The 17433-nt window shown below is 53.7% G+C and carries 11 protein-coding genes; 8 read left to right on the top strand and 3 right to left on the bottom strand.

Annotation, left to right across the window (positions count from 1 at the left end; all coding sequences use genetic code 11):
• Positions 1-2: 2 nt before the first annotated feature.
• The 6 genes from cutA (at position 3) to hemE (ending at position 7165) form a co-directional block, all read left to right on the top strand.
• A complete protein-coding gene (gene cutA, locus EL309_RS10160) occupies positions 3-326 on the top strand; it encodes a divalent-cation tolerance protein CutA (RefSeq protein ID WP_004283432.1) in 324 nt (107 codons plus the stop codon).
• 130 nt (positions 327-456) lie between these two features.
• Positions 457-840: an aspartate 1-decarboxylase gene (panD, locus tag EL309_RS10155; RefSeq protein ID WP_004283434.1), complete on the top strand. Its 384-nt coding sequence runs from the start codon at positions 457-459 to the stop codon at positions 838-840.
• A gap of 75 nt (positions 841-915) precedes the next feature.
• Positions 916-1782, top strand: a complete 867-nt coding sequence (locus tag EL309_RS10150) for an ATP-binding protein (RefSeq protein WP_040669703.1) — start codon at positions 916-918, stop codon at positions 1780-1782.
• A gap of 903 nt (positions 1783-2685) precedes the next feature.
• Complete coding sequence (locus EL309_RS10145) at positions 2686-4023, top strand: sodium-dependent transporter (RefSeq protein WP_193777303.1); 1338 nt, start codon at positions 2686-2688, stop codon at positions 4021-4023.
• Positions 4024-4263: 240 nt separating this feature from the next.
• The gene (locus EL309_RS10140) at positions 4264-5913 is read left to right on the top strand and encodes an electron transfer flavoprotein-ubiquinone oxidoreductase (protein WP_004284992.1); all 1650 of its coding nucleotides are present in this window, start codon (positions 4264-4266) and stop codon (positions 5911-5913) included.
• A gap of 190 nt (positions 5914-6103) precedes the next feature.
• Positions 6104-7165 (top strand): uroporphyrinogen decarboxylase, encoded by a 1062-nt coding sequence (gene hemE / locus EL309_RS10135; RefSeq protein WP_004286297.1) that lies wholly within the window; start codon positions 6104-6106, stop codon positions 7163-7165.
• Positions 7166-7292: 127 nt separating this feature from the next.
• Here hemE and pip read toward each other — a convergent pair whose 3' ends face one another.
• The gene (gene pip, locus EL309_RS10130) at positions 7293-8228 is read right to left on the bottom strand and encodes a prolyl aminopeptidase (protein ID WP_004284994.1); all 936 of its coding nucleotides are present in this window, start codon (positions 8226-8228) and stop codon (positions 7293-7295) included.
• A gap of 154 nt (positions 8229-8382) precedes the next feature.
• Between pip and mfd the strand changes: the two genes are divergently transcribed.
• Together mfd and EL309_RS10120 are read left to right on the top strand one after the other, a co-directional pair.
• Positions 8383-12003 carry a transcription-repair coupling factor gene (mfd, locus tag EL309_RS10125; protein WP_004284995.1) on the top strand — a complete coding sequence of 1207 codons (3621 nt, stop codon included), beginning with the start codon at positions 8383-8385 and terminating at the stop codon, positions 12001-12003.
• Positions 12004-12261: 258 nt separating this feature from the next.
• Positions 12262-12864: a thermonuclease family protein gene (locus tag EL309_RS10120; protein ID WP_004284996.1), complete on the top strand. Its 603-nt coding sequence runs from the start codon at positions 12262-12264 to the stop codon at positions 12862-12864.
• 84 nt (positions 12865-12948) lie between these two features.
• On the opposite strand, the gene EL309_RS10115 is transcribed toward EL309_RS10120, so the two are convergent.
• Both EL309_RS10115 and EL309_RS10110 read right to left on the bottom strand, forming a co-directional pair.
• Complete coding sequence (locus EL309_RS10115; protein WP_004284997.1) at positions 12949-14487, bottom strand: surface lipoprotein assembly modifier; 1539 nt, start codon at positions 14485-14487, stop codon at positions 12949-12951.
• Positions 14488-14618: 131 nt separating this feature from the next.
• A complete protein-coding gene (locus EL309_RS10110) occupies positions 14619-17399 on the bottom strand; it encodes a lactoferrin/transferrin family TonB-dependent receptor (protein ID WP_040670078.1) in 2781 nt (926 codons plus the stop codon).
• Positions 17400-17433: the final 34 nt, after the last annotated feature.

The raw sequence follows: 17433 nt of genomic DNA, 5'->3' as shown, positions 1-17433 counted from the left end.
AAATGCCCGTATTCAAACCCGTCGTCATCACCACCACCTTTCCCAACCAAGAAGAAGCCGATAAAACCGGCACACTGCTGCTGGAAAAGCAGCTGGCCGCCTGCATCCAATACGAAACCATTCAAAGCCAATACCTTTGGGAAGGCAAACTCTGCCGCGACAGCGAAATCCGCATGCTTATCAAAACCGCACGCTGCCATTACGCTGCCATCGAAAAACTCATCATACAGAACCACAGCTACGATTGCCCGCAAATCATCATGCAGCCCGTTGCACGCGGCTTCAAACCCTATCTCAAATGGCTCAAACAGCATACAGGCCTATAAATTTTTTCTATATCCGCCGTCTGAAAGATTCCCCGAAAACGTGTACAATAACGCCTTTTTTCAGACGGCCTCCCAACCCTGAACCAATCCGCCGCCGTCTCCCACACACAAACACACACGAAAGAAATTTATGTTCCGCACCATGCTCGGAGGCAAAATCCATCGCGCCACCGTAACCGAAGCCGACTTAAACTATGTCGGCAGCATTACCATTGACCAAGACTTGCTCGACGCCGCCGGCATCTGCGTCAACGAAAAAGTCCAAATCGTCAACAACAACAACGGCGCCCGCTTAGAAACCTACACCATTCCCGGCGAACGCGGCAGCGGCGTTGTCTGCCTCAACGGCGCCGCCGCCAGACTGGTTCAAAAAGGCGACATCGTCATCATCATGTCATACGTTATGCTTTCCGAACCCGAAATCAGCGCCCACGAACCCAAAGTCGTCCTGGTTGACGAAACCAACAAAATCCGCGACATCATTTCATACGAACCGCCGCACACCGTTTTATAACCCCAAAGGCCGTCTGAAATTCAGACGGCCTTTTTTATGCTATTCTCAAGCCGACAAAACAACAGGAGAAACAATATGAAACCCACCAAATTCTTCTCATTGGCCGCCTCGGTATTAAAACGGCTCGACACCCTGCTCCCACCCGAAAACCGCCAACCCGACTGGAAATCCCTCGCCTTCCGCTGGCAGCATATCGGCCGCAAAGGCATACTCGAAAGTCTGCCCCGGCCGCACACCTTTCCGCTCAACCGCCTGGCCGCAGTCGACCAACAAACCCGGCGGCTGGTACGCAATACCGAACAATTTTTAAACGGCCGTCCCGCCAACAACGTTTTAATGACCGGCGCACGCGGCACCGGCAAATCCTCACTGGTCAAAGCCCTGCTGCACGAATACGCCGATCAAGGCCTGCGCCTGATCGAAGTTGACAAAACCGACCTCATCACCCTGCCCGCCCTGTTGCCCATACTCGAAAAACGCAAAGAAAAATTCATCGTTTTCTGCGACGACCTGTCGTTCGAACCCGGTGACGAAACCTACAAAGCCCTAAAAACCGCCCTAGACGGCGGCCTATCGCAACGCTGCAACAACGTACTGGTTTACGCCACCTCCAACCGCCGCCACCTCATGCCCGAATACATGGACGAAAACCAAGCCGCAAGCGGCATACGCGGCGAAGTCCACCCGCGCGAAGCCGTCGAAGAAAAAGTATCGCTGTCCGACCGCTTCGGCTTATGGCTGAGCTTTTACCCCTTTGACCAAAACGACTATCTCCAAGCCGTCGAAAACTGGCTCGATGATTTCAACCTCCCCTTTGACGAAACCGCACGCAAAGCAGCCTTAAACTGGTCGCTCGCACGCGGCAACCGCTCCGGCCGCACCGCCTGGCAATTCGTCTGCGATTGGGCAGGCAGACTGCCCGAAGAACGCATTATTGATTAAGCTTTACCCGCACTATTCCCCATCCGTCAAGGCCGTCTGAAAATTCAGACGGCCTTTTTCACACAAAGACTATGATTCATACGCTTATTTGGAAATCACCATCCAATTTCCCGATACAACCCGAGACAATTTAAAAATTTTCGGATCATCTGAGAATTTTAGGCCGTCTGAGAATTTTAGGCCGTCTGAAAGTTTTAGGCCGTCTGAAAGTTTTAGGCCGTCTGAAAGTTTTAGGCCGTCTGAAAGTTTTAGGCCGTCTGAAAGTTTTAGGCCGTCTGAAAGTTTTAGGCCGTCTGAAAGTTTTAGGCCGTCTGAAAGTTTTAGGCCGTCTGAAAGTTTTAGGCCGTCTGAAAGTTTTAGGCCGTCTGAAAGTTTTAGGCCGTCTGAAAGTTTTAGGCCGTCTGAAAGTTTTAGGCCGTCTGAAAGTTTTAGGCCGTCTGAAAGTTTTAGGCCGTCTGAAAGTTTTAGGCCGTCTGAAAGTTTTAGGCCGTCTGAAAGTTTTAGGCCGTCTGAAAGTTTTAGGCCGTCTGAAAGTTTTAGGCCGTCTGAAAGTTTTAGGCCGTCTGAAAGTTTTAGGCCGTCTGAAAACGCGGTTGGTTTTCAGACGGCCTTGTTAAAAAGCGGTTCGTATCAAGCTCATTCTCCTACTAAAAATTACTGTTCAATATAATGTGAATTTTTAAAATATAAAATCATAAATTTTAAAATATTCGCAATAAAAATAAATAAAATAAAATGAATACGGCGTATAACGGCAGTTTCCTGCGCTTCACTTGAATTTACATCTCTTTGTACGGCTTGTTAAAATATGCCGTTTTTTTTCAGACGGCCCCAACATTATCCGTCTGCCGTTTTATTTTTTCGGGCATGTCGTGCCTGTTTTTCCTGTTTAAGGCAAATTTTATGAAAACATCCGCTTCTTGGTCTTCCAGAATCGGCTTTATCCTTTCCGCCGCCGGTTCGGCCATCGGTTTGGGTGCTATTTGGAAATTCCCTTATACCGCCGGTACCAACGGTGGCGCTGTCTTTTTTCTGCTGTTTCTGCTGTTTACCGTGTTAATCGGTTTGCCTGTTTTGCTGGCTGAGTTTTATATCGGCCGTAAAAGCGGTAAGAATGCGGTTGATGCGTTTAAAACGTTGGCGCCGGGCAGTCTTTGGCATTGGGTCGGGCGTTTGGGTGTGCTGGCTTGCTTTATCTTGCTGTCTTTTTACAGCGTGGTCGGCGGCTGGGTTTTGAATTATGTGGTGCATGCGTTTAGCGGTTCGGTTGATGCGGGAACGGATTTCGGGGCGCTGTTCGGGCAAACGATTGCCGATCCTCGGGGTGTGCTGTTTTATCAGGGCCTGTTTATGCTGATGACGGTTTGGGTGGTGCGCAGCGGCATTTCGGGGGGCATTGAAAAGGCCAATAAGTATTTGATGCCGGCGCTGTTTATTTTGTTTTTGGTGTTGGTTGTGCGCTCGGTCAGCCTGCCGGGGGCGATGGCCGGGGTGGAGTTTCTGCTGAAACCGGATTGGCATTATTTTAATCCACAAACGATGCTGGTGGCCTTGGGTCAGGCGTTTTTTGCGTTGAGCTTGGGTGTGTCGGCCATGATTACTTATGCTGCGTATTTGGGGGAGAAGCAGGATGTGTTCCGTTCGGCCAATAGTGTGATGTGGCTGAATCTGTTGGTGTCACTGCTGGCGGGCTTGGTGATTTTTCCGGCGGTTTTTGCCTTCGGCTTTAAGCCGGATCAGGGGCCGGGGCTGATTTTTGTGGTGCTGCCTGCGGTGTTCCAGCATATTCCGTTCGGCGAAGTGCTGTTTGCAGTGTTTATGGTTTTGGTTTCGTTTGCAACGTTGACTTCGGCGTTTGCTATGTTGGAAACGGTGATTGCGGCGGTTATCCGCAATGATGAAAGCAAACGGCGCAGCCGCACATGGCAAATCGGTTTGGCTATTTTTCTGGTCGGGATTCCTTCGGCCTTGTCGTTCGGGGTGATGCAGGATTTTACGGTGTTCGGCAAAACGGTGTTTGATCTTTGGGATTATTTGATTACGGCGTGGATTATGCCTGTGGGTGCGCTGTGTATTTCGCTGTTTGTGGCTTGGGTTCAAGACCGCCATACCGTCATAAACCATATGCGTTCGGGCAGCACGATGCCGGCTTTGGTTCCGCAGCTTTGGTATAACGCGCTGCGCTATCTGACGCCGATTGCCATTGTGTTGGTTTTTGCCAATACGCTCGGTTGGATTTAATTTATCCTTGGTTTAAGCATCCGGGCCGTCTGAAATTTCAGACGGCCTTTTTTAGTGGTTTAACAGCTGTGGCCGATATTGTATAATTTCATGTTTTACAGCAAGATTATTCTGCTTCACGCTTGTCTGCAAACCGCTTTTCTATGACAAGGCCGTCTGAAAACAGCCGGTAACCCCTATCAAGAAATACGGAACGGTGCAAACCGCCGTTTACAAACAAAAAACTTCAGGATAACAACCATGACCGAACTTATTGAACGCGACAGCATGCAATACGATGTTGTCATCGTCGGTGCCGGCCCGTCCGGCCTCAGTGCAGCGATAAGGCTGAAACAGCTTGCCGCAAAGGCAGAGCGTGAAATCAGCATCTGCGTGGTTGAAAAAGGTTCCGAAGTCGGCGCGCATATTTTATCCGGCGCGGTAATCGATCCGCGCACACTCGGCGAGCTGTTTCCCGACTGGCAAGCCTTGGGCGCACCGCTCACCCGCAGCGTTACCGAAGACAAAGTGCTGTTTCTAACAGAAAACAAAGCGTTCAAACTCCCAACCACACCCAGTTTCAACAACCTCGGCAACTACATCATCAGCCTCGGCCAACTGTGCCGCTGGCTGGCCGAACAGGCGGAAAATCTGGGCGTGGAAATTTATCCCGGCTTTGCCGCTTCCGAAATTCTCTATCATGCCGACGGCTCGGTCAAAGGCATTGCTACCGGCAATATGGGCGTCGGCAAAGACGGCGAACCCACCGGCAACTTCCAGCCGGGCATGGAATTATGGGCTCAGCAAACCATTTTCGCAGAAGGCTGCCGCGGCTCGCTGAGCAAGCAGATCATCAAGCAGTTTGCCCTCGACAGAGACAGTCAGGCGCAAACCTACGGCATCGGTATCAAAGAAATCTGGGAAGTGCCGGCGGAGCAATGCCAACCCGGTTTGGTGGTACACAGCACAGGCTGGCCGTTAGACAGTAAAACCTATGGCGGCTCGTTCATCTACCATCTCGACAACAACCAAGTTGCCGTCGGTTTTGTGGTCGGTTTGGACTATCAAAACCCTTATATGTCGCCGTTTGAAGAATTCCAACGCTTCAAAACCCATCCGGAAATCCGTAAAACCTTTGAAAACGGCCGCCGTATTGCCTATGGCGCACGCGCGCTGGTTGAAGGCGGTTTGCAAAGCCTGCCCAAATTAAGCTTTAAAGGCGGCGTTTTGGTCGGCGATGCCGCAGGCTTCCTCAATATGCCGCGTATCAAAGGCATACACACCGCCATGAAATCCGCCATGCTGGCCGCCGAAGCCGTGTTTCCCGTTCTTGCCGAAGAAGCGGGCGAAAACGGCGCGGAAGCGGTTGCCTACAACGACTTATTCAAACAGAGCTGGCTGTTTGAAGAGCTGCACGCCGCAAGAAATATCCGCCCCGCTTTCAAGTGGGGTTTGTGGCCTGCCATCGTTTACAACGGCTTGGAACAATACGTTTTCAAAGGTAAAACCCCGTGGACCATCAGCCATCACGGCAGCGACCACAAATCGCTGAAAAAAGCTTCGGCCTGCCAACCCATCAACTATCCGAAACCGGACAACAAGCTGACCTTCGACCGTTTAAGCAGCGTATTCCTTGCCAACGTCAGCCATGAAGAAAACCAACCTTCCCACCTGAAGCTGGCCAATCCCGATACTATGATCAAGGTCAACCACCGCGAATACGCTTCTCCCGAAACGCGCTATTGTCCGGCCGGCGTTTACGAAATTGTTCAGGAAAACGGCGGACCGAAACTGCAAATCAACGCTCAAAACTGCGTCCACTGCAAAACTTGCGACATCAAAGATCCGACCCAAAATATCACATGGGTCTGCCCCGAAGGCGGCGGCGGCCCGAACTACGGAGCGATGTAACCGCTAATCTACCGGTACTTATCCGACACTCTCCATCAGGGCCGATACCGTTCGGCCCTGATGTTTTTTATTCCCCAACCCACCACCGATACGCAGGCGCAATAAATTCCATCTATCTCAAATCATCATGAAGCCTGAAATAAATCATGATATTATCTTCAGCTGTCTCAAACCTGTTCGAAAGCCGGATATGACTCCTTTGAAAAACGACACCTTTTTGCGTGCCTTGCTTAAGCAACCCGTTGAATACACACCGATTTGGATGATGCGTCAGGCAGGCCGCTATCTGCCCGAATACAAAGCCACCCGCGCCCGCGCAGGCAGTTTTCTGGATTTGTGCAAAAACACCGAGCTGGCCACCGAAGTGACCATTCAGCCGCTGGAGCGTTTCGATCTGGACGCGGCGATTCTGTTTTCCGACATCTTAACCGTGCCCGATGCGATGGGTTTGGGCTTGTATTTTGCCGAAGGCGAAGGCCCCAAATTCGAGCGTGCTTTGCAGCATGAAGCCGACATCGCCAAGCTGGAAGTGCCGGACATGGGCAAGCTGCAATATGTGTTTGATGCCGTTACCTCCATCCGCAAAGCCTTAGACGGCCGCGTGCCTTTAATCGGTTTTTCCGGCAGCCCGTTTACGCTGGCCTGCTATATGGTGGAAGGCGGCAGCAGCAAGGAATTCCGCACCATCAAAACCATGATGTATTCGCGCCCCGACTTGCTGCACAAGATTTTGGATGTCAACGCCCAAGCCGTAACCGCCTATCTGAACGCGCAAATCGATGCGGGCGCGCAGGCGGTGCAGATTTTCGATACATGGGGCGGCGTGTTGAGCGATGAGGCGTTTGAAGCCTTCAGTCTGCGCTACATGAAGCAGATTGTCGGCGGTTTGAAACGAGAAAGCGAAGGCCGCCGCGTGCCGGTAATTGTATTTACCAAAGGCGGCGGTTTGTGGCTGGAAAAAATGGCCGACACCGGTGCCGATGCCCTCGGCTTGGATTGGACGTGCAACATCGGCGAAGCCCGCAAGCGCGTGGGCGGTAAAGTGGCGCTGCAAGGCAATTTCGACCCGTTCGCCCTGTTCGGCACGCCGGAGAGCATCCGTGCCGAAGCCGCCCGCATTCTGGAAGCATACGGCAACGGCAGCGGCCATGTGTTCAATCTCGGCCACGGCATCAACCAACATGCCGACCCCGAACACGCTAAATTGCTGGTGGACACGGTGCACGAATTGTCTCGACACTATCACCGTTAATCCGCGTTTGAAATAGCATTGAGGCCGTCTGAAAAACTGTTTTCAGACGGCCTTATCAATATTGACCCTTAATGATTTGAATTCTTCAAAAACCGACAAAACGTTTTGCTTCAAACCATTTCCATTTTCAGACGGCCAATTTATCGGCAAACTCGTCCGCCGCCCGCACCAAGCCTTTGGCCACTTCGCCCTCAAACGCCGCATGTCCGCCTTGCACAATCCGCAAATCAGCTTCGGGGAATGCCTGCTTCAATTCCCACGCGCTCTGCATCGGCGTGCAGATGTCGTAACGCCCCTGCACGATCACGGTGGGGATATGGCGGATTTTGTCTACATTCGCCAGCAATGCTTTTTCGTTCTCCAACCAGCAGCCGTTGACGAAATAATGGTTTTCGATGCGCGAAATCGCCAACGCCTGTTCCGCATCTTCTTCCACCGGTTTCGGGTCGAACTGCACCAGCCAGCTTTCCCATTCCGCCCATGCTTTCGCCGCCCGCAGAGCCTGTTCGCGGTCTTGGCCGAACAGCATTTCATGATAGGCCTGCACGATTGCACCGCGCTTTGCTTCGGACACGGGGGCGAGATAATGCTGCCACTGTTCGGGGTAGATGTGTTCCGCACCGCCTTGCTCGTTGAGCCAGCGGATTTCACTCTGCCGCCCCAAGAAGATGCCGCGCAAAATCAAGCCACGCACACGTTCCGGATGGGTTTGTGCGTAAGCCAGCGAAAGCGTGCTGCCCCATGAGCCGCCGAATACCAGCCATGTGTCGATACCGAGCATTTCGCGCACTTTTTCGATGTCCGCCACCAAATCCCAAGTGGTGTTTTCGCGCGTTTCGGCATAGGGCAGCGAACGCCCGCAACCGCGCTGGTCGATAATCACCACGCGGTATTTGCGGGGGTTGAAAAAGCCGCGCGCTTTCGGCGATGCCCCCGCGCCCGGCCCGCCGTGCAGAAAAATCACCGGAATGCCGTGCGGGTTGCCGGATTCTTCCCAATAAATTTGATGGATGTCGGATACTTTTAACAAGCCGCTGTTGTAAGGTTCTTGAATCGGATACATTTGATTGGCTCCTGAATAACAAACAATGCTTCCATGCTAAACCTTTTTCAGACGGCCTGTAAATGGAGCACGGGATACATGATAAAATAAGCGCATCTTCAACACAGGCCGTCTGAAAATGTTTCAGACGGCCTAAACTGCTATCCGTATCCATATGAATTATCCCATCCCCGCCCCCGCCCAAAAATCCCGCTGGCTCGACCTTTCCCGCGGCAGCCTGCCGTTTTTCCTAGCCCGATGCCTGCCTGAAAAGCCCGTTAAAATCATTCTGACGCAAGATGTGGAGCAGGCCCTGCGCCTGCAAACCGCGTGGCAGTTTTTCCGCCCGCAGGATAAGGCCGTGTTTCTGCCCGACTGGGAAACGCTGCCCTACGAGCGTTTTTCGCCGCATCACGATTTGGTGTCGGAACGGCTGGCCGCGCTGTGGCAGATTAAGCAGGGCGCGGCGGATGCGGTGTTCGTGCCGGTGGCCACCGCCATGCAGAAGCTCGCGCCGGTGTCGTTTTTGATGGGGCGCACGTTTTGGCTGAAAACCGGCCAAACTTTGGATATCGACGCGCTGCGGGAAAACTTGGTGGAAGCCGGTTACAGCAATGTTTCCAACGTGATTGCCGCCGGCGAATTCGCCCTGCGCGGCGGCATTTTGGATATTTTCCCCAGCGGCAGCGACGCGCCCTACCGCTTGGATATGTTCGGCGACGAAATCGACAGCATCAAAACCTTCGACCCCGACACCCAGCGCACCATCGCGCCCGTTTCCGAAATCCGCCTGCTGCCCGCGCACGAGTTCCCGACCGACGACGACGCGCAAAAAATCTTCCGCAGCCGTTTCCGCGAAGAAATCGAGGGCGACTACAACGCCGCCACCGTTTACAAAGCCGTGAGCAGCGGCCATTTCGGCGCGGGCGTGGAATATTATCTACCGCTGTTTTTTGAAAACGAATTGGCCACGCTGTTCGACTACATCGGCGAAGAAGCGCTGGTGGTCTGCATCGGCGACGTGCACGCCGAGGCTTCGCGCTTTTGGTCGGATGTCAAATCGCGCTTTGCGATGGCTAAGGGCGATGAAACTTACCCGCCTTTGCATCCACAGCATTTGTATCTCAGTGAAGACCAGTTTGCAGGCCGTCTGAAACCTTACGGCCAAATCCTGCCCGACTTCCACGGCAAACAACACGCGCTGCCCGATGTGGCCGTGAACCGCCAATCCGAAACCCCGCTCGCCGCCCTGCACGGTTTTCAGACGGCCTTTGAGGGCAGGATTCTGTTGTGCGCCGAAAGCGCAGGCCGCCGCGAAACCATGCTCGGCTTTTTTGCCCAACACGGTCTGAAACCGAAAAGCGTGGACGGCTGGCAGGCGTTTTTAAACAGCGATGCGCCGCTGTGCATTGCCGTCACGCAGTTGGCGTACGGGTTTCAGCTGCCGTCTGAAAACGCGGGCGGTATTTCCGAATCGGCCGAACCCGTAGGTCGGATTCTTGAATCCGACAAAACACAATCAGAGCAAATGTCGGATACCAGTATCCGACCTACGGCAGCCCATCTTTCAGACGGCCTTTCAGGTAGCCTGTCCATTGATGCAGAACCCGTAGGTCGGATTCTTGAATCCGACAAAACGCAATCGGCACAAATGTCGGATACAAGTATCCGACCTACAACCGGCCTTGCCGTCATCACCGAATCCGACCTCTACCAATACGTCGCCCGCAGCCGCACCGCACGCCGCAAGAAACACGCTCAAGTTTCAGACGGCCTTTTGCGCGATTTGGCCGAAATCAACATCGGCGACCCCGTGGTACACGAAGAGCACGGCATCGGCCGCTATATGGGCTTGGTCAGCATGGATTTGGGCGAAGGCAGCACCGAAATGATGCTGCTCGAATACGCCAACGAAGCCCAGCTTTATGTGCCCGTGTCGCAGCTGCACCTGATCAGCCGCTATTCCGGCCATGCCTATGAAAACGTGCAACTGCACCGCTTGGGCACCGCTGCATGGGGCAAAGCCAAGCGCAAAGCCGCCGAAAAAGCCCGCGACACCGCCGCCGAACTGCTCAATCTCTACGCCCAACGCGCCGCGCAAGAAGGATTTAAATTCCAGTTTAACGAATTGGACTACCAAGCCTTTTCAGACGGCTTCGGCTACGAAGAAACCGAAGACCAAGCCGCCGCCATCGCCGCCGTACTCAAAGACCTCACCCAAGGCAAGCCGATGGACAGGCTCGTGTGCGGCGATGTCGGTTTCGGCAAAACCGAAGTCGCCTTGCGCGCCGCCTTCGTGGCCGTGATGGGCGGCAAACAAGTGGCCGTGCTTGCGCCTACCACGCTGCTGGTGGAACAACACGCACAAAATTTCAGCGACCGCTTCGCCGATTTTCCCGTTAAAGTTGCCCAGCTTTCCCGCTTCAACAGCAGCAAAGAAACCAAAGCCACGCTCGCCGGCATGGCCGACGGCACGGTCGATATCGTTATCGGCACGCATAAACTCGTGCAAGACGATATCCAATTCAAAAATTTAGGTTTGGTTATCATCGACGAAGAACACCGCTTCGGCGTGCGCCAAAAAGAGCAACTCAAACGCCTGCGCGCCAACGTCGATATCCTCACCCTAACCGCCACCCCCATTCCGCGCACCCTCAGCATGGCGCTCGAAGGATTGCGCGATTTCTCGCTCATCACCACCGCGCCCAGCCGCCGTTTGGCCGTTAAAACCTTCGTCAAGCCCTTCAGCGAAGCCAGCGTGCGCGAAGCCGTGCTGCGCGAACTCAAACGCGGCGGGCAAGTATTCTTTTTACACAACGAAGTCGAAACCATCGAAAACATGCGCGAACGCCTCGAAACCCTGCTGCCCGAAGCCCGTATCGGCGTAGCTCACGGCCAATTACGCGAGCGCGAACTCGAACAAGTGATGCGCGACTTCCTGCAACAGCGGTTCAACCTGCTGCTGTGTTCCACCATCATTGAAACCGGCATCGACATCCCCAACGCCAACACCATCATCATCAACCGCGCCGACAAATTCGGCCTTGCCCAACTGCACCAATTGCGCGGGCGTGTCGGCCGCAGCCACCACCAAGCCTACGCCTACCTGCTCACGCCCGAATACATCACCAAAGATGCTGAAAAACGCCTCGATGCCATTTCCGCCGCCGACGAACTCGGCGCAGGCTTCACCCTTGCCATGCAGGATTTGGAAATCCGCGGCGCCGGCGAAATCCTCGGCGAAGGGCAAAGCGGCGAAATGATGCAGGTCGGCTTCACCCTCTACACCGAAATGCTCAAACAAGCCGTGCGCGACCTCAAAAAAGGCCGCCAGCCCGACCTCGATGCACCGCTGGGCGTAACCACCGAAATCAAACTGCACAGCCCCGCGCTCTTGCCCGAAAGCTACTGCCCCGACATCCACGAGCGCCTAGTGCTCTACAAACGCCTCGCCACCTGCGAAACCGAAGGCCAAATCAACAGCGTGCACGAAGAACTCGTCGACCGCTTCGGCCTGCCCGAACAACCCGTCAAAACCCTGATAGAAAGCCACCGCATCCGCCTGACGGCCAAAGAAATGGGCATAGACGCGATCGATGCCACCGGCGACGCCGTTACCCTCACCTTCGGCAAACACCACAACATCGACCCCGCGCAGATTATCCTGCTGATGCAAAGCAACAAAAACTACCGCATGGCCGGCGCAGACAAATTGCGCGTAAGCGCGGTGATGGAAGATGTGGAAACACGGATTCAAGCGGTGAAAGCGGTTTTGAAGAAGTTGGGGGAGAAGTAAACGGGCTGCTGGAAAGAAAGGCCGTCTGAAAACAGGGTTTCAGACGGCCTGTGATTTTTACCAACCCTCCCGATGTAAGTGCAGTTCAATGCGCAGCTGCGTAGGGGATGCTGGCATATCGCATCATAGGCCAACGGGCAGGCGGCGCCTAACTCAGAAATGAGCGGAAGATAGGCGCAAAGGTTTTGGTCTGTGATTGCCAGCGAACCGCCTTAGACGTTATCCTGCTTGTCTTTATACTTATCTCTAAACCGTTTTATGACGCGCCAAACTGCATTTCTGCTCCTGCTTTGCTGCTTTACCGCCGGCAATCTCCACGCCGATGATTTGTTTTCGTGGTGGCAATCTTACCGCAACACCGCCAAACCGGCCGGGCAGAAGCAGAGGAACGAATCTTACGTCCGATATTACGAAGGTGTGGTTACGGCGGTTTCAGACGGCGATACGCTGAGAATGACCGATACCCACGGCCGAAAGCACAAAATACGTCTGGCTTATATTGATGCGCCGGAATTGCAGCAGGCACACGGGCTGGCCGCCCGCAGGATGTTGGAAAAGGCCGTTTGGGGGCAAACCGCAGAAGTGCGTATTTTCGATATTGACAGTTATGGTCGGGAAGTGGCGCAAGTGTGGGTGCAGCGGCAGGATGTGAATTTAATGCAGATTCAACAGGGCTATGCTTGGCACTATGCGTCGATTGCCAAGCGTAGGCAGCACAAACAGGATTTTGCCGCCTACGCTTATGCCGAGGCGGTTGCCCGCAACCAACGGCTCGGCTTGTGGCGGGATAGCGAGCCGCAGGCACCGTGGGCATTCCGTAAGGCGGAACGTGAGCGGACGAACCGCTTTTTTCTGTGGTAAATCTTTGATTTTCTGTAAATGAAGGGCTAAGCAGGCCGTCTGAAATGTTCAGACGGCCTGAATTTTTGCGAGCTTGAGAGGGCTTTAAAATGTTTTGGAAAATTCTACAAACATATTCTGTTTGCGGTAATCATAGAGAAACACGTTACTCTTGTTGCGGGTATGCTGCCAAGTGATGCGCGGGGTAATGCCCCAGAAATGGATATTGCGGTGCCATACGGAAAGGTTGAGCTGCAAGGCACGGTCTTTTCGGGTTTTTTGAATCGGCCAAGGCATGGGGGCGTGGTAGGTTTGTTTGCTCCATGCGGCGCGGGTGCGGGTGCTGAAGCCTTTGGGCCATTCCTGTATCCAGCCCAGCGATGCCGTCCATTGGTGGTTGCTGTTGTCGGGGTCGTGTAGGGTTTCGCGCTGGAAATCCAATCCGCCGAACCATGCTTGGCGCGGGTTGGATTGGTAAATCAGGGTGTGGCCGGTTTGGCGGCGGATGCCGTCGAAGCGGAAGCGGTGTTCGTGGTTGATTTTTTCGATGCGGGCGTATTGGTTCAGCCGCCAGCGGCGGTCGAGTCGGGTACTTACGCCGAGGGTGGCGCCGAAGCTCTCGGAATACGGTTTCAGACCGCTTTCTTCTTTGCCGCCCCGCCACCAGCGTTTGGAAACGAACGGCATGATTTCGGCATCAAAACGGGCGTTGCGGTAGCCGATACCGGCGGCGGTGTTAACCAGCAGATCGTTGTATTGTTTGTGTGCGGGATAGTGCTTGCCGTGGATGTCGGTGCTGAATTTGGCGGTGAAGCCGTGCGGCAGCACCCAGTCTTTTTCTGCGCCGATACGGTAGCTGACGCCGTGGGCACTTTCGGGTTGCGATCGGGTGTCGAGATTGCCTTGTTGTTTGACGATGGGGGCGTTGTTGATATTGGGTTCGTAGGTGTAGTTGGCTCCGCCGCTGAATTGCCAGCGGTGGCTTTGCCGCAGTTCGTCGAGAAAGCGGTTGATGGCTTGTTTTTCCGGTTCGGGCAGGTCGGATTGGGCGAGAAGTTTGGTAAATTGGTCTTTGGCGGCGAGGTCTTGGCGGTCGTAGAAGAGAGCAATCGCCAGATACATGCGGATTACGTTTAGCTCGGGTTTTTCGGCAATCAGGTTGCGGAGCCCGGCTACGGCTTCACCGAAGCGGCCTTGGTGCATGGCCAGTTTGCTTTCGGCCAATTGCAAAAGGATGGGGTCGCGGTTGCTTGAGGGCAGTTTGCGGTAAACGGGCAGTAATACGCCGATGCCGTCAAAGTCGTTTCGCAATACGCTTTTATCCAGCAGCAGGTTGAGCAGTTGCGGTCGGGCGAGCAAAGTGGCTTCGTCGATATCCTGTATGGGCGCGGAGGCTGCTTCGGCGGGTTGCCATACGGGCTGATCGGATGCCAGTTCGGGCAGTTCGGGTTGGACGGGTTCGGGTTTTTGTTCAGGCGTGAGTGTTTGTGCCGTTGTGGTGCATGTGAACAGCAACAAGGCAGTGGTGAAACCCGTTTTAGTGAAGCCGGCTTTGCCGATTTTGGCGAAACTCGCAAAGCTCGTTTTAGCGAAACCAGCTTTGCTGGTTTTCAGACGGCCTGAACGGTGTGTGTTGGTGTGCATGGTATGTGATGTCGTGAAGTAAGATAAGCGGTGTAATAAACCGCAGGTCAGTTCGATATGGTGTGCGCTGTGGCACGGCTCAGGCCGTCTGAATGTTTTTCAGACGGCCTTTAGTGTTTAAAGCCTGTTGGTTAGAACTTCATTTCAAACCCTACGGTAATGTTGCGGCCGGGTGCGGCGAACTGTTGGTAGTCGGAGCCGGGTACTTTTTGCTGCGACAGGGAGTTGATGGAACTTTGGCGCACGGTTTCCCAAGTCAGATAACGGTAGTTCATGGCGTTATAAATGCCCGCTCGCAGGGTGGCTTTTTTCCACGGACGGTAATAGCCGATCAAATCGACGGTTGTCCACGGTTTGGTGGCCGCTTTGGTAACGGCGCGGTTGATGGTGGGGCCGGTATCCGAATAGGCTTTGCTGATGAGTTCCTGCGGGTTTTTGCCGCGCGAGTGTATCCAGTTCATCGACATTCCCCATTTTTCGGAAGGGGCGTCGTAATTCAGCCCGAGCACATAGCGCGACGGCTGGATGGTTTCGAGCGGATAGTCGGCCAGCCAAGTGTAGCGTTCGGGGTGGTTGTTAAACAGGCGTTTGGCCTTGATGCGGTTGTAGGCCATGTTTAACGACAAGCCTTCGGGCAGTTTGCTCCACATGCCGTTCAAGTCTATCGACGAGCGGATATTGATACCGTTCAGATCGGTGTTTTGAAGGTTGAAGTTACCGATATTTTGGTAATTATTTTTGTCGGTTTTGGTGATGGCATAGGCAATCAGGTCGCGGTAGCGGCTGTTGAACATGCTCAGTTCGATATTGCCGAAGTTGCCTTTAAACGTGAGGCCAAATTCTTGGTTGAACGATTTTTCCGGCTCCAAATCGGCAACGTAGTGGACTTTGCTGTCGCGCGGGATGCCCGGCACGTTGTAACCGTAAAGCTCTTGGAAGCTGGGTACGCGGAAGCCGTTGGAGGCGCGGTAGGAAAGCGCCCATCTGCTGTTGGGTTTGACAACGAGGCCGGCATTCCACGAGCGGTTGGTGTAGTTTTTGTTTTTAATGGCAACATCGTCGGAGCGGAAACGGTGGCGGTCTAAGCGTAAGCCGAGGCCGAGATCGATGTATTTGCCCAAGGCTATATTGTCGCGCAGGGCGAGATAATAGCTGTTGCCTTTAATCGGTTTGCGCGAGCAGGTTTCGATCTTCCAATCGATACAGGGATATACATCAGTTATAACGGTACCCAAGTCTTTATAAATGTCGATGACGCGCTTTTGCCCGTTGATAACGCGGGTTTCCGTGCCTATTCTGACTTGGTTTTTCTGTGCAGAGGTTTCGCGGAAAGCTTTGGCAAAGCTCGAATCGAAATGGTCGTAGCCGGCTGCAATTTGAACGTCGTGTTTGCTGCGCCCCCACTGCCATTTTTTGTTCCATTTGGTGTTGAACAACGTATGGTTTTCGGTGTAGTCGATTTGCTCTTCACTTAAAAAAGAACCGGGTTTGTCTTTGCTGGGGGCGCAGTTGAGCGTTGTGCTGTAATCCGGATAGCGGGAACAATGTGCGTGAACGGTTCCGGTGTCGGTTTTAATGTTTTGGCGGTCGATGCTCAGCTCTAAAGCGTCGGCCCAAGTTCCGCCTTCTTGAGGTTTGTAGCGGTAGGCGATGCCGTTACGCATTTTGCTGTGCCGCTCTTGCAAGAAACGGGCGCGCGACCACAGCAGCTTGGAGTAGCCTTCGCGGAGGTCGTTGCGCCAAACGCCGTCATCGTTCAGCTCGAAGAGGGGTTTGGATAAAGGCGGGTAGTAGGAAGGGTAGCGCATGTCGCGACTGTCGTAGTTCTGTTTGGTGTGTTCCGTCAGCCAGCCGATATGATGCTGCGGAGAAATATGGTAGCCCAAACGAGCCAGCCACGAACCGCTGCGGTATTCCATCGGATTGGGGCGGATGCGGTTAGCACCGGTGTATTCTTTAGCCGACACGGTTTCTTTTTTATGCCGCATGGCGTGGCGGCGCTGGGCTTCTTCTTCGGGCGTGAAAGGCTCGGTGCGGCTTTGCGGCTGCCATAAGTCGGAGCGGGTAGGGGTGGATTTGTGGCGGATAACATCGGGTTCGTCTTCAAAACGGAACATATTGTTGCTCAAGAGGCCCGGCTCTCCGCGCAGGTCGTATTTGTCTTCGTAAACATGTTGTTTGTAAAACGATTGGCTGGTGTTGCCCGCATCTTTGTGGATATCGATTTCGTTGCCTTTGCGGTGGGTGTATTGCAGCAAACCTTCAAAACCTTTATAGCTGAACGCACCGCCGAGGGTTTGGGCGAATCGTTTGTCTTTGCTGCTGTAAACCGATTTGCCGGTCAGCCCCCATTTTTCGCCTTCTTGAAGAAAATCGCCGACGTTTTTGGTGTGGTAGTTTACCGAGCCGCCCAAGCTGCCGCTGCCGGCTTCAACGCTGTTGCTGCCTTTGCTGATTTCTACGGCCGATACGTTTTCATATTCGATTTCGTTCATGGAGCCGCTGCCGCCGCTGGACGAAGTGGTGTCGGCATAGGATTGCAGTTGGGGAATGCCGTCTACCGATACCTGTACGCGGTTTTTGTCCACCCCGCGGATGGAAAACCCGCTGCTGCCGCCCCGGCCTTGTTCTACTACGGAGATGCCCGGGTCGTAGCGCACCAAGTCGCGGATATTCAGCACTTGTTCTTTTTCGAGCTGTTCGGCATTTTTAACCACTTTGCCCAAGCCGGTAACTTCTTGGGTTTTACGGTTGATTTTTTTGGGCGCGGTTACATACACGGTGTCAAGTTCGACCGCACTTTCGGTTTGCGCTTGGTCAGCAGCGTGCAGGTTGCCGGAAAATGCGGCAAAACATAGAGATAACGAAGTTACGATGATTTTTTGCTGTGGTGAGGGATGAGTAGTAAACATAATGGTTGTCTGCTGTATTGATTTATGATTGTTG

It is taken from the genome of Neisseria weaveri (assembly GCF_900638685.1).
GTDB lineage: Bacteria > Pseudomonadota > Gammaproteobacteria > Burkholderiales > Neisseriaceae > Neisseria > Neisseria weaveri.
The sequence above is the reverse complement of the archived record's forward strand: the minus strand, read 5'-3'. Positions and strand labels throughout refer to the sequence as shown.